Origin of the sequence: Woodsholea maritima DSM 17123 (genome assembly GCF_000382325.1) — a bacterium.
Lineage (GTDB): Bacteria > Pseudomonadota > Alphaproteobacteria > Caulobacterales > Maricaulaceae > Woodsholea > Woodsholea maritima.
This window is the reverse complement of the sequence record NZ_KB908056.1, coordinates 1075221-1087397: the sequence shown is the minus strand read 5'-3', so window position 1 is coordinate 1087397 and position 12177 is coordinate 1075221. Positions and strand designations below refer to the sequence as shown.

Below are 12177 nucleotides of genomic sequence, written 5' to 3'. Positions count from 1 at the left end.
GCGAAACGATGACGCAAGACCCTCGCCAGTCACCCGCCACCGCGATCCTCTGGGGCCAGATCATCATCGTGTCCGCCGTCGCGCTTCTCTTCGTCTGGGCGGCCACGCAGTGGACCGCCTGGCGGCTCGGATTCCAGCCGCAACTTGGCGCACCCATGACCGAACTCTTCGGCTGGCCGATCTACCCGCCCTGGGATTTCTTCGTCTGGTGGTATTTCTACGACGCCTACGCGCCCCGCGTCTTTGTCGAGGGCGCGATCATCGCCGGTTCCGGCGGGATCGCCGCGATGGGTGTCGCGATCTTCCTCTCGGTCCTGCGCGCCCGCGAAGCGCGCGACGTTACCACCTACGGCTCGGCTCGCTGGGCAGGCCGCAAGGACGTCACCGCCAGCGGGTTGCTGTCACCCGACGGTGTCGTGCTAGGTCGATTCGAAAACCAGTATCTCCGTCACGACGGTCCAGAGCACGTGCTCTGCTTCGCGCCGACGCGATCCGGCAAAGGCGTCGGTTTGGTGGTGCCCTCGCTCCTGACCTGGCCAGGTTCCGCCATCGTGCACGACATCAAGGGTGAGAACTGGCAGCTCACTGCCGGATGGCGGTCGCGTTACTCGCGCGTGTTGCTGTTCGATCCGACCGACCCGAACTCGGCTCGCTACAATCCGCTGCTGGAAGTCCGGCGCGGCGATGGCGAGGTGCGCGACGTCCAGAACGTCGCCGACATCCTGGTCGACCCCGAAGGACTGCTGGAACGGCGGAACCACTGGGAGAAGACCAGCCATTCGCTGCTCGTCGGCGCGATCCTGCACGTGCTCTATGCGGAAGCCGACAAGACGCTCGCCGGCGTCGCCGCTTTTCTGTCCGATCCACGCCGACCGATCGCCGCGACGCTGACCGCCATGATGCGCACGCCGCATCTGGGCGACCGGCCCCATCCCGTCGTCGCGCAGGCCGCGCGGGAACTCTTGAATAAATCCGAGAACGAACGCTCCGGAGTTCTATCAACGGCGATGAGTTTCCTCGGGCTGTATCGCGACCCCGTGGTCGCGAAAGTCACCAGTCAGTGTGACTGGCTCATACAAGATCTCGTCGAGGGCGCGAGGCCGACGACGCTCTACATCGTCGTGCCACCCTCGGATATCTCACGAACCAAGCCTCTCGTCAGGCTGGTGCTCAATCAGGTCGGCCGCAGGCTGACAGAGGAACTGAATGCGCCGAACCGCAGGCACAGGCTCTTGTTCATGCTTGACGAGTTCCCGGCGCTCGGCCGACTGGACTTCTTCGAGAGCCAACTCGCCTTCATGGCTGGCTACGGCCTCAAGGCGTTCCTGATCGCTCAGTCGCTGAACCAGATCGAGAAAGCCTACGGCCAGAACAACGCCATCCTCGACAATTGCCACGTCCGGGTCGCGTTCGCCACCAATGACGAGCGCACGGCAAAGCGCGTGTCCGACGCGCTCGGCACTGCCACCGAAATGCGGGCCATGAAGAACTATGCCGGCCACCGGCTGTCGCCCTGGCTGGGTCATCTCATGGTTTCGCGGCAAGAAACAGCCCGACCGCTGCTCACCCCCGGCGAGATCATGCAGCTTCCGGCGGACGATGAGGTCGTGCTCGTCTCCGGAGTGCCGCCGATCCGGGCGAAGAAGGCGCGCTATTACTCTGACTCGCAGTTCAAGGTGCGGATCATCGCGCCACCGGAGGCGAAATCTTCGAAGAGAGAGGCAGGCGAGGACAATGACACAGACGATTGGACCAATCGCCCGCCAATTGAGGCCCCCGCACCCGCGGCCAAAAAATCACAGAGCGACGAGGACAGTGACGGGGGTGTGCGCCGCGAGCCTGATTTGCCCGAGCACGAAGAAATCGCACCGGAAACGACGCCAGTGCGCCACGAATTTGCTGCACTCGACGAGGAAACTGACGACGAGGCGCTGCGGGCCAAGGAACTGCAGGGACGGTTCCGCGGTGTCGCCCGTCAGGCGGCGCTCGATCCCGACGATGGGATCGAGCTCTAGGAGGGGCCAGAATGAGGAAGGATAGGTTGAACGTCTACTTTGATCCAGCGCTCTCGCCGGAACTGGACGCGCTCGCTGCGCGTCGCCGGGTCTCCAAATCGGCTATCGTCGAGGCGGCGCTTGCCTCCTACCTCTCGCCCGACGCCGCTGAGCAGCATGAAGCAGCGATCGTGCGCCGCCTCGACCGACTGACTCGTGCCATTGAGCGGCTCGAGCGGGATGTGTCCATCGGCAATGAGGCACTGGCCCTCTTCGTCAAGTTCTGGCTAACCACCACCCCACCGCTGCCGGACACCATGCGTGATGCCGCCCATGCCAAGGGGCGCGAACGCTACGAAGGTTTTGTCGAGACACTCGGCCGGCGGCTGTCGAAGGGGAACACGTTGTCGAAAGAGGTTTCGGAGGATATCGGGAGAATCGACCGATCTCCGCGATGATCCACTAGGCATGCCACTATCGACTGCTCTGTAGAATTGACCGGTCTTCTCATTCACCTGCCTTTGCCCGCCACAGCCCTACTACGCCCTCAACACTGTTGCCGCTGATCGAATTAAGGTCTTCTTGATGTGCCTCGTAACCAAATGCGGGGCCGTGAATGACCGTCCAACCTTTCCAGACAGAAGCGATCCAGCGCGGCTCCCGCATGCTTCGTACGGCACTCGGCCAACACGTCACTGCCTGGCTCGAGGATACCACTGTCGTTGAAGTCATGCTCAACCCGGACGGACGACTCTGGGTGGATCGGCTCAGCGAAGGACTGGCGGATACCGGAGAACAGCTTTCCGCCGTCGATGGCGAGCGGATCGTCCGGCTGGTCGCGCATCATGTCGGCGCCGAGGTCCATTCGGGAGCCCCTCGCGTCTCGGCCGAACTTCCCGGGACAGGAGAGCGGTTTGAGGGGCTGCTGCCACCTGTTGTTGCTGCACCCACCTTCGCGATCCGCAAACCCGCTGTCGCCGTCTTCACCCTCGACGACTATGTCCGCGCGAACACCATAGATGCGGACGCCGCCGAAGCATTGCGCGAAGCAATCGCCATGCGCGCCAATATCCTCGTCGCGGGCGGCACATCGACCGGCAAGACCACGCTGACCAATGCGCTTCTTGCCGAAGTCGCCAAGAGCTCAGACCGCGTGGTGCTGATCGAGGACACCCGCGAACTCCAATGCCTGACGCCGAACCTCGTGGCGCTGCGCACCAAGGATGGAATTGCGACGCTCTCCGACCTCGTCCGCTCATCGTTGCGATTGCGCCCCGACCGCATCCCCATCGGTGAGGTGCGCGGCCCCGAAGCGCTCGATCTTCTTAAGGCCTGGGGCACCGGCCATCCCGGCGGGATTGGCACCATCCACGCCGGCACGGCGATCGGTGCGCTGCGCCGCCTCGAACAACTGATTCAGGAGGCCGTCGTCACGGTCCCGCGTGCGCTCGTCGCCGACACGATCGACATCATCGCCGTGCTCTCAGGGCGAGGACCCGACCGCCGGCTCGCGGAACTCGCGCGCGTCACCGGCCTCGATGCCACAGGTGACTACGCCCTCGAACCTATTCTCAGCAACTCCGAAGGAGACACATCGTGATCCGTCTATTGCCCATCCACCCGCGCTGGCCGCAGATCGCCGGCGCTCTCTTCCTCGGCCTCGTTATCGCGGCTGATCCCGCCCATGCGGCAGGGTCCGGCATGCCCTGGGAAGCGCCGCTGCAATCGATCCTCGAATCGATCGAGGGACCGGTCGCCAAGATCGTCGCCGTCATCATCATTATCATCACTGGCCTGACGCTCGCCTTTGGCGACACGTCGGGAGGATTCCGGCGCCTCGTGCAGATCGTCTTCGGGCTCTCCATCGCGTTCGCCGCGTCGAGCTTCTTCCTTTCCTTCTTCTCCTTCGGTGGCGGGGCGCTGGTGTGATGCGCGACGGCGACGACATTCCCGGCTTCTATGCGCCCGTCCATCGGGCGCTGAGCGAACCGATCCTGCTCGGCGGCGCACCACGCGCGGTCGCCATCGCCAACGGCACGCTCGCCGCCGCCATCGGGTTGGGTCTGCGCTTGTGGCTCGTGGGCATCCTCTTCTGGCTGATCGGCCATCTCCTCGCCGTCTGGGCCGCGAAGCGCGATGCGCAGATCGTCGATGTCGCGCGGCGTCACCTGCGCTACCCGATCTGGCTGGGGGTGTGAGACGATGATGCGGCTCGCCGAATATCGCTCCAAGACGGCCTTGCTGGCAGACTATCTGCCCTGGGCGGCACTGATCGACGAGGGCGTCGTGCTCAACAAGGACGGCTGCCTGCAGCGCACGGCGCGGTTCCGTGGTCCCGACCTCGATTCCTCAACACCCGCGGAGCTGGTTGCGACCGCTGGCCGGCTCAACAATGCGCTGAGACGCCTCGGTTCCGGTTGGGCGGTGTTCGTCGAGGCGCAGCGCGTCCCGGCACGCGCCTATCCCATGTCCCAGTTCCTCGATCCCGTTTCGGCACTGGTGGATGCGGAGCGCAGGGCACAGTTCGAGGAGGCCGGATGCCATTTTGAGAGCCAGTATTTCCTGACGCTCGTCTGGATGCCGCCCGCCGACGAGGCGAGCCGCGCCGGGCGATGGCTCTATGAGGGCGCGGCCGAGACCGGCATCGATCCGCGCGAGCATCTTGCAAGTTTCGTCTCGCGCACCGACCGCCTGCTCGACCTTTTCGACGGCTTCATGCCCGAAGCGGCCTGGCTCTCCGATGCCGAGACGCTCACATATCTCCATTCGACGATCTCGTCGCGTCGCCAGCGCGTACGCGTACCAGAGACGCCGATGCATCTTGATGCGCTGCTCGCGGACACCGCCCTCATCGGCGGCCTCGCACCTCGGCTTGGGGACGCCTACATCAAGACACTCTCCATCGTCGGTTTCCCGACCGCTACCTGGCCCGGTCTGCTCGACGAATTGAACGGACAGGCCTTCGAGTATCGGTGGGCGACACGCGCGATCTGCCTCGACAAGACCGACGCCACGAAGCTCTTCACGCGGATCCGCCGCCAATGGTTCGCCAAGAGGAAGTCCGTCGCGGCGATCCTCAAGGAGGTGATGACCAACGAGGCCTCGACACTTCTGGATTCCGACGCCGCCAACAAGGCGGCCGATGCCGACGAAGCACTGCAGGAACTCGGGACGGACATGGTGGGCGCCGCCTATGTCACCGCAACGATCACGGTCTGGGACGAGGACGAGCGCACCGCTGACGCGAAACTCAAGGCCGCGGAGAAGATCGTCCAGGGTCGCGACTTCACGGCTATCCCTGAGACCCTCAACGCGATCGAGGCCTGGCTCGGCTCATTGCCCGGTCACCTCTACGCCAATGTCCGCCAGCCGCCGGTCTCGACACTCAACCTCGCCCATATGGTTCCGATCTCCGCTGTCTGGGCCGGGCCAGTGCGCAACGATCATCTTGATGGTCCCCCGCTTTTCTATGCCGAGACGGAGGGCGCGACCCCGTTCCGCTTCTCCACCCATGTTGGCGACGTCGGCCACACACTGATCGTCGGACCGACCGGATCAGGCAAGTCGGTCCTGCTGGCCCTGATGGCCCTCCAGTTCCGCCGATACGAAGGAGCACAGATCTTCGCCTTCGACTTCGGCGGCTCGATCCGCTGCGCCACGATCGCGATGGGCGGAGACTGGGAGGATCTCGGTCTCGCCCTCTCCGAGGATGAAGCCACCGTCCAGCTCCAGCCTCTCGCGCGCATAGATGACGCGGCCGAACGCACCTGGGCGCAGGATTGGCTATCCGGGCTGCTCGCCCGCGAAGGCATTTCCATCGACCCGGCCGCCCGCGACCATCTCTGGTCGGCGCTGACCTCTCTTGCTTCCGCACCGGTCGAAGAGCGGACCCTGACCGGACTGTCTGTGCTGCTGCAATCGAATGAACTCAAACGCGCGATCGCGCCGTTCTGCCTCGGTGGTCCGTTCGGCCGTCTCCTCGACTCCGAACGAGAAGAACTCGGCACGGCCGATGTCCAGGCTTTCGAAACCGAGGGGCTGATCGGGTCCGCCGCAACGCCAGCCGTGCTCGCCTATTTGTTTCACCGTATCGAAGGCAGACTCGACGGACGGCCCAGCCTCATCATCGTCGACGAGGGTTGGCTGGTGCTCGATGACCAGACCTTCGGCGGCCAGCTCCGCGAATGGTTGAAAACGCTCCGCAAGAAGAATGCGAGCGTGATCTTCGCCACCCAGTCGCTCGCCGACATCGACGGATCGAACATCGCACCCGCGATCGTCGAGAGCTGCCCGACGCGCATCTTTCTGCCCAACGAACGCGCCTTCGAACCGCAGATCGCCGCCATCTATCGCCGTTTCGGGCTCAACGACCGCCAGATCGAGATCGTCGCCAGGGCGACGCCCAAGCGCGACTATTACTGCCAGTCCCGGCGCGGCAACCGGCTCTTCGATCTGGGGCTCGGCGAGGTCGCGCTCGCCTTCACCGCCACCTCATCGAAATCCGACCAGGCCGCCATAGCCGAGACGCTGGCCGAACACGGCCGCGCAGGCTTCGCCACTGCCTGGCTGAGACGCCGCGGTCTCGATTGGGCGGTCGAACTGCTCGGCGACACCATCACCCCGACAATCCCCACCGAAACAAAGGAGAACACCTAATGAAACCGCTTCGTAAGCGCTCTCTTCCCGCACAGCTCCTGGCGGCGACGCTGCTGGCAGCGCCGATCGCACTCGGACCGATGATGGCCCAACCCGCGCACGCCCTGTTCGGCCGGATTGTTTACGATCCGACCAACCACGCCCAGAACATCCTGCAGGCCGCCCGCGCGCTGGAGCAGATCAACAACCAGATCACCCAGCTCCAGAATCAAGCGCAGATGCTGATGAATCAGGCGCGCAATCTAGCCAGCCTGCCATTCTCATCGCTTGCCGAGTTGCAGGCTTCGGTGCAACGCACACAGCAACTCCTGAATGAGGCGCAGCGCATCGCCCACGATGTCGCCGACATCGAACGCGCCTTTACTGACCAGTACGGGACGGCCGCCGCGTCCGGCGATTTCGACACGATGGTCGGCAATGCGCGCGAGCGTTGGGAGAATTCTGTCGCCGGCTTCGAGGACGCGCTCCGCATCCAGGCTGGTGTCGTCGGCAACATCGAGAGTGCCCGCTCGCAGATGCAGGCGCTCGTCGCCCGCAGCCAGGGTGCGACTGGCGCCCTTCAGGCGGCCCAGGCGGGCAACCAGTTGCTGGCGCTGCAGTCGAGCCAGATCGCGGATCTCACCGCCGCCATCGCCGCATCGAACCGCGCCCAGGCTCTGGAGGCCGCACGCGTGGCCTCAGCCGAAGCACAGGCGCGCGAGAACCTCGACCGCTTCCTCGACTACGGTAGCGGCTACCGTCCGACCACCGTGCGTATGTTCAGCAACTGACCATGGCAACCGGTCCCGATCATATCCTGCGACACATCGCCTTCGGCCTCGGCGGCCTCGCCGTGCTTGCCGCCGCCTTCGAGTTCCGTGACGCAGTCGCCCCGGAGCAGACGCCCGCGTCGGTGTCAGAATCCGCCGACGATCCGCTGCGCGCCACGCTCCGGCGTTGCCGTGCGCTGGCCGTCAAGGAGGTCGCGACCGAGACCGTCTGTCGCGAGGCCTGGGCCGAGAACCGCCGGCGTTTCTTCGCGCCCGGCGGTTCCAGGTCTGGCCGAGAAGAGGAATAGGCCATGGGAGGCGTCGGTGTCATCGACCGGTTCCTGGACGTCTTCACCCGCTATATCGACAGCGGGTTCGGGCTGCTCGGCGGCGACGTCGCCTTCCTCGCGACCACGCTCATCGCCATCGACGTGACGCTGGCCGCGCTCTTCTGGGCCTGGGGCGCGGATGACGACATCATCGCGCGGCTCGTCAAGAAGACGCTCTTCGTCGGGATCTTCGCCTACATCATCGGCAACTGGAACCAACTCGCCCGGATCGTCTTCGAGAGTTTCGCCGGGCTCGGGCTGATCGCCTCCGGCGGTTCGTTGAGCCCCGGTGAGCTTTTGCAGCCCGGCCGTATCGCCGAGGTCGGGCTCGAGGCCGGACGGCCGCTGCTTGAGTCAGTGGGCGACCTCATGGGCTTCGTTTCCTTCTTCGACAATTTCATCCAGATCGCGATCTTGCTCTTCGCCTGGGTGATCGTGCTGCTCTCCTTCTTCATCCTCGCCATCCAGCTCTTCGTCACGCTGATCGAGTTCAAGCTGGCGACGCTTGCGGGCTTCATCCTCGTCCCCTTCGGGCTCTTCAATAAGACCGCCTTCATGGCCGAGCGCGTGCTCGGTCTGGTCATCTCGGCCGGCGTCAAGGTGTTGGTGCTCGCCGTCATCGTCGGCATCGGTTCGACAATCTTCGGCACCTTCACGGCGGATTTTACCGGCGAGCCGACGATCGAGGACGCCATGGCCATCGTGCTCGCGGCACTCTCGCTGCTCGCGCTCGGCATCTTCGGTCCGGGTATCGCTAACGGCATCGTCTCCGGCGGGCCGCAGCTCGGTGCGGGCGCAGCAGTTGGCACCGGCCTCGCCGCCGGCGGCATGGTTGTCGGTGGTTTGGCGGGCGGCAAGATGGCCGCGTCCGCAGTCGGTGCAGGCGCACGCGGCGGCGCTTCGATCGCAGGCGGCGCGTCTACAGCCTACAAGGTTGGACATACGGCTGCAGGTGGCGGTGCGGCAGGCGTCGCCGGTGGAATGGCGAGTGTCGGTAAGGCCGGTATGAGCGCCGCCGCAAGTCCGCTCCGGCGCATGAGCCAGTCCATGAAGGACAGCTATCGCACCGGATCGCGCGCGGCCTTCGGGGTGACCGGCGGCTCGGTCACCGGCGGAACCGCGTCCTCTTCGCCTGTCAATGATGGCCCGCCAGCCTGGGCGCAAAAGCTCAAGCGACAGCAATCCCTCCACCACGGCGTCGCCACGACCGCCCATGTGATCCGATCCGGAGACCATGGCGGCGGCGGGACGTCGGTCAGCCTCTCGGAGAAACCATGAGACTCTTCAAACGCCCCAGCGTGCACTACGGCAAAACGCCCGAACCGGTCACCCCCTACCAGAAGGCGGCCCAGGTTTGGGACGAGCGCGTCGGCTCTGCCCGCGTTCAGGCGAGGAACTGGCGCCTGATGGCCTTCGGTTGCCTGCTAATGACCGGCGGGCTTGGCGCAGCGCTCGTCTGGCAATCTACGCAGGGCACGGTCGTCCCCTATGTCGTGGAAGTCGACCGTCTCGGCGCCGCGCAGGCCGTCGCGCCCGCCACCGCGGATTACCGGCCGACCGATCCACAGATCGCCTTCCACCTCGCGCGGTTCGTAGAGAATGTCCGGCAGGTGCCTGCGGACCCGATCGTGCTGCGCGAGAACTGGCTCAGGGCTTACGACTTCACCACCGATCGCGGTGCGCTCGCGCTTAATGACTATGCCCGCGTCAATGATCCGTTCGCCAGAGTCGGTGAAACCCAGGTCGCCGTCGAAATCTCCAGCGTAATTCGAGCATCGGAAAACAGTTTCCGCGTTGCCTGGATCGAACGGCGCTATGCCAACGGTCAACTCGCGGCAACTGAACGCTGGACTGCGATCCTGACCGTGGCCCTCCAGCCGCCCCGCACAGCGGAACGGCTCAGGAAGAACCCCCTCGGCGTCTTCGTTCATGCCATCAACTGGTCGCGGGAGATGCCGGAATGAACCCCAGAACCCTGAACCTACCGCTTGCCGTTCTCATGGGCCTATCTCTCGCGGGCTGCGCCACCTTCCGGCCTCCCGAGATCACCTACGACGAGGACGTACCATCGCTGCCTGCACCGCCACCTCCGGTCGTGGAACAACCGCCGCGACCGGTCCATACGCCGCCGGCCTGGACGCCCTCACGCGGCGGCGAGAATGCACGGACGCCCGAAGCGCGTGTCGTCAACGCTAACGCCGCAGCCCGCGTCGAACCGCGCCGCGAGGGCTACTTCAACGCCATCCAAATCTTCCCGTGGAGCGAGGGCGCGCTCTATCAGGTCTACGCCGCCCCGGGACAGATCACCGACATCGCTCTGGAGCCCGGCGAACGGCTGATCGGCGAGGGACCGATCGCCGCCGGCGATACCGCCCGCTGGATCATCGGCGACACCCGCAGCGGCAGCGGGCGCACCGAGCGCGTCCATATCCTGGTCAAGCCGACCCGGCCCGAGATCACCACCAATCTCGTCATCAACACCGACCGGCGCACCTATCTCGTCGAGCTGCGTTCGGACGAGGAAACCTACATGCCATCCGTTGCCTGGGCCTATCCGCGCGTCGCAGGTGTGACCTGGCCACCGGCGGTGACCCGGCCCGAAATCCCCTCGAACGCCCAGCGGCGTTATCGATACGCCATCGAGGGCGACCGGCCACCCTGGCGGCCAAGATCCGTGTTCGATGATGGACGCCGGGTCTACATCGCCTTCCCACGCGGGATCGTGCAGGGCGACATGCCGCCGCTCTTCGTCATAGGCGCCGATGGCGGGACTGAGATCGCCAACACCCGCGTCCACCGCAACGTGCTCATCGTCGACCGGCTGTTCGCAGCGGCCGAACTGCGCCTCGGCGGCAGGAACCAGCAGACGGTGCGCATCGTCCGCGCCGATGGTGTGCGGCGCGGGCCGATTGCGCCTCGGCGCCAAAACGGAGAGTCCAAATGACAGATGAACCCCAACAAGGCCGGGTCAGGCATGGTCAGACGGAGAAGCCGCGTTCTGAAAGCGACATCGCCGAAGAGCTCCGGCTACGCGCCGATCCGCCCCGCGTCATGCGCCTGTCCCGCAAGGCCATCACCGTTCTCACCACCGGTGGCGGGCTGGGGCTCGCCGCGATCCTCATCTTCGCGCTGCAGGACCGCGGAGCAATCGACGGACCGGACGAACTGTTCTCGACTGAGCGTGTCCAGGAGGCCGAAGGGCTGACCCGTCTTCCGCGCGACTATGGCAGTATCCCGCAACTCGGACCGCCGCTGCCCGGCGAACTCGGCCGCCCGATTCTGAGCGCCCGCGAACGTGGTCAGCCCGTACCTGCGGTGACCGCCAGTGGCCCAGCGGTTGATCCCGAAGAGCAGCGGCGGCTTCAGGAGCAGGAGGCGGCCCGCCTCAGCCAACTCTTCGCCGAGGCGAACACAGTCGTGCGCGGTGACACCCGTCCGCCGAGTGCAACAGCGCCAACGAGCAACGGAAACCTTTTTCCCGTCTCGGCCGAAACGGCGCCGAACGACGCGACCGATAGGCACGAAGCGTTCTTGGGGCGCGACATCGATCAGCGTACGACTAGCACTGACCGTCTGACAAGTCCGCCGAGCCCCTATGTCATCCAGGCCGGCACCGTGATCCCGGCGGCACTCATCACGGGCTTGCGTTCAGACCTGCCCGGGCAGGTCACCGCCCAGGTCACCTCCCACGTCTATGACAGTCCAAGCGGACGCTATCTCTTGATCCCGCAGGGCTCGCGTCTCCTCGGCGAATATGACAGCCGTGTCGCCTTCGGACAGCGGCGGGCGCTGCTGGTCTGGACGCGATTGATCCTTCCAAACGGCCGCTCCATCGTTCTCGAGCGCCAGCCGGGTGCCGATACAGCCGGTTATGCTGGGCTCGAGGATCGTGTCGATCACCACTGGGGCAGATTGTTCCTTGCCGCCGGCCTCGCAACGATCCTCAATATCGGTGCGGAATTGGGTGCTGATAATGACAGCGGTATCGCCCGCGCCATCCGCGAAGGCACACAGGATACTGTCGGCCGCGCCGGTGACGAGATCGTCCGCCGTCAACTCGCCGTGCCGCCGACGCTGACCATCCGGCCCGGCTTCCCCGTCCGCGTCGTCGTAACCCGCGATCTCATCCTCGAACCGCAAAGAGGCTATCAATGACCAAGCTGAAACTCGGCCCGCTCGCCGATGACAAACCGCTAAAGGTGACCGTCGAACTGCCTGCATCCGTCCATCGTGATCTCATCGCTTACGCCGAAGTCCTGGGGCGTGAGACCGGACAGCAAGTGAAGGAACCGGTGAAACTTATCGTACCGATGATCGAGCGGTTCATGGCGACCGATCGCGGGTTTGCCAAGGCACGTCGAACCGCTTCATAGTACACTCTCTCGCGCAATATTTTATCACGCACCAAGGCTATAGACACTTCCCACGGGTGGATGAGTTTCAATATTT

Annotated in this window: 13 protein-coding genes; all 13 read left to right on the top strand. The window is 65.0% G+C overall.

Translation table 11 applies throughout. From position 1 onward, the window contains the following. Positions 1-8 precede the first annotated feature (8 nt). The 13 genes from H151_RS0105210 (at position 9) to H151_RS0105150 (ending at position 12101) form a co-directional block, all read left to right on the top strand. Complete coding sequence (locus H151_RS0105210) at positions 9-2015, top strand: conjugal transfer protein TraG (RefSeq protein WP_019960588.1); 2007 nt, start codon at positions 9-11, stop codon at positions 2013-2015. Positions 2016-2026: 11 nt separating this feature from the next. Beyond that, positions 2027-2452, top strand: coding sequence for a ribbon-helix-helix domain-containing protein (locus H151_RS0105205; RefSeq protein WP_019960587.1), 426 nt, complete (start codon positions 2027-2029; stop codon positions 2450-2452). Positions 2453-2610: 158 nt separating this feature from the next. After that, a complete protein-coding gene (trbB, locus tag H151_RS0105200) occupies positions 2611-3594 on the top strand; it encodes a P-type conjugative transfer ATPase TrbB (protein ID WP_019960586.1) in 984 nt (327 codons plus the stop codon). Positions 3595-3629: 35 nt separating this feature from the next. Further along, on the top strand, positions 3630-3923 hold the full coding sequence (locus H151_RS0105195) for a TrbC/VirB2 family protein (RefSeq protein ID WP_233354529.1): 294 nt from the start codon (positions 3630-3632) through the stop codon (positions 3921-3923). Continuing rightward, a complete protein-coding gene (locus H151_RS0105190) occupies positions 3923-4192 on the top strand; it encodes a VirB3 family type IV secretion system protein (protein WP_019960584.1) in 270 nt (89 codons plus the stop codon). Before H151_RS0105195 ends, H151_RS0105190 begins: the two co-directional genes overlap by 1 nt. 4 nt (positions 4193-4196) lie before the next feature. Further along, positions 4197-6650 (top strand): conjugal transfer protein TrbE, encoded by a 2454-nt coding sequence (gene trbE, locus H151_RS0105185; RefSeq protein ID WP_019960583.1) that lies wholly within the window; start codon positions 4197-4199, stop codon positions 6648-6650. After that, on the top strand, positions 6650-7420 hold the full coding sequence (gene trbJ / locus H151_RS0105180; protein WP_019960582.1) for a P-type conjugative transfer protein TrbJ: 771 nt from the start codon (positions 6650-6652) through the stop codon (positions 7418-7420). The genes trbE and trbJ overlap by 1 nt, the downstream gene beginning before the upstream one ends. 2 nt (positions 7421-7422) lie before the next feature. Beyond that, positions 7423-7707 carry a putative entry exclusion protein TrbK-alt gene (trbK-alt, locus tag H151_RS0105175; protein ID WP_019960581.1) on the top strand — a complete coding sequence of 95 codons (285 nt, stop codon included), beginning with the start codon at positions 7423-7425 and terminating at the stop codon, positions 7705-7707. A gap of 3 nt (positions 7708-7710) precedes the next feature. Then, positions 7711-9006: a P-type conjugative transfer protein TrbL gene (gene trbL, locus H151_RS0105170; RefSeq protein WP_019960580.1), complete on the top strand. Its 1296-nt coding sequence runs from the start codon at positions 7711-7713 to the stop codon at positions 9004-9006. Then, entirely contained in the window at positions 9003-9692 is a 690-nt protein-coding gene (gene trbF, locus H151_RS0105165; protein ID WP_019960579.1) for a conjugal transfer protein TrbF, read from the top strand. The genes trbL and trbF overlap by 4 nt, the downstream gene beginning before the upstream one ends. Next, positions 9689-10672 carry a P-type conjugative transfer protein TrbG gene (gene trbG / locus H151_RS0105160; protein WP_051088942.1) on the top strand — a complete coding sequence of 328 codons (984 nt, stop codon included), beginning with the start codon at positions 9689-9691 and terminating at the stop codon, positions 10670-10672. Before trbF ends, trbG begins: the two co-directional genes overlap by 4 nt. Then, positions 10669-11883, top strand: a complete 1215-nt coding sequence (locus H151_RS0105155) for a TrbI/VirB10 family protein (protein WP_019960577.1) — start codon at positions 10669-10671, stop codon at positions 11881-11883. The genes trbG and H151_RS0105155 overlap by 4 nt, the downstream gene beginning before the upstream one ends. After that, positions 11880-12101 carry a DUF2274 domain-containing protein gene (locus H151_RS0105150; protein ID WP_019960576.1) on the top strand — a complete coding sequence of 74 codons (222 nt, stop codon included), beginning with the start codon at positions 11880-11882 and terminating at the stop codon, positions 12099-12101. Before H151_RS0105155 ends, H151_RS0105150 begins: the two co-directional genes overlap by 4 nt. Positions 12102-12177: the final 76 nt, after the last annotated feature.

Excerpts from the sequence above, each read along its gene's own strand:
- trbB (WP_019960586.1), top strand. The coding sequence starts at position 2,611 with ATGACCGTCCAACCTTTCCAGACAGAAGCGATCCAGCGCGGCTCCCGC.
- H151_RS0105150 (WP_019960576.1), top strand. The coding sequence starts at position 11,880 with ATGACCAAGCTGAAACTCGGCCCGCTCGCCGATGACAAACCGCTAAAG.
- trbK-alt (WP_019960581.1), top strand. The coding sequence starts at position 7,423 with ATGGCAACCGGTCCCGATCATATCCTGCGACACATCGCCTTCGGCCTC.
- trbE (WP_019960583.1), top strand. The coding sequence starts at position 4,197 with ATGATGCGGCTCGCCGAATATCGCTCCAAGACGGCCTTGCTGGCAGAC.
- H151_RS0105155 (WP_019960577.1), top strand. The coding sequence starts at position 10,669 with ATGACAGATGAACCCCAACAAGGCCGGGTCAGGCATGGTCAGACGGAG.
- trbJ (WP_019960582.1), top strand. The coding sequence starts at position 6,650 with ATGAAACCGCTTCGTAAGCGCTCTCTTCCCGCACAGCTCCTGGCGGCG.
- trbL (WP_019960580.1), top strand. The coding sequence starts at position 7,711 with ATGGGAGGCGTCGGTGTCATCGACCGGTTCCTGGACGTCTTCACCCGC.
- trbG (WP_051088942.1), top strand. The coding sequence starts at position 9,689 with ATGAACCCCAGAACCCTGAACCTACCGCTTGCCGTTCTCATGGGCCTA.
- H151_RS0105190 (WP_019960584.1), top strand. The coding sequence starts at position 3,923 with ATGCGCGACGGCGACGACATTCCCGGCTTCTATGCGCCCGTCCATCGG.
- H151_RS0105210 (WP_019960588.1), top strand. The coding sequence starts at position 9 with ATGACGCAAGACCCTCGCCAGTCACCCGCCACCGCGATCCTCTGGGGC.
- trbF (WP_019960579.1), top strand. The coding sequence starts at position 9,003 with ATGAGACTCTTCAAACGCCCCAGCGTGCACTACGGCAAAACGCCCGAA.
- H151_RS0105205 (WP_019960587.1), top strand. The coding sequence starts at position 2,027 with ATGAGGAAGGATAGGTTGAACGTCTACTTTGATCCAGCGCTCTCGCCG.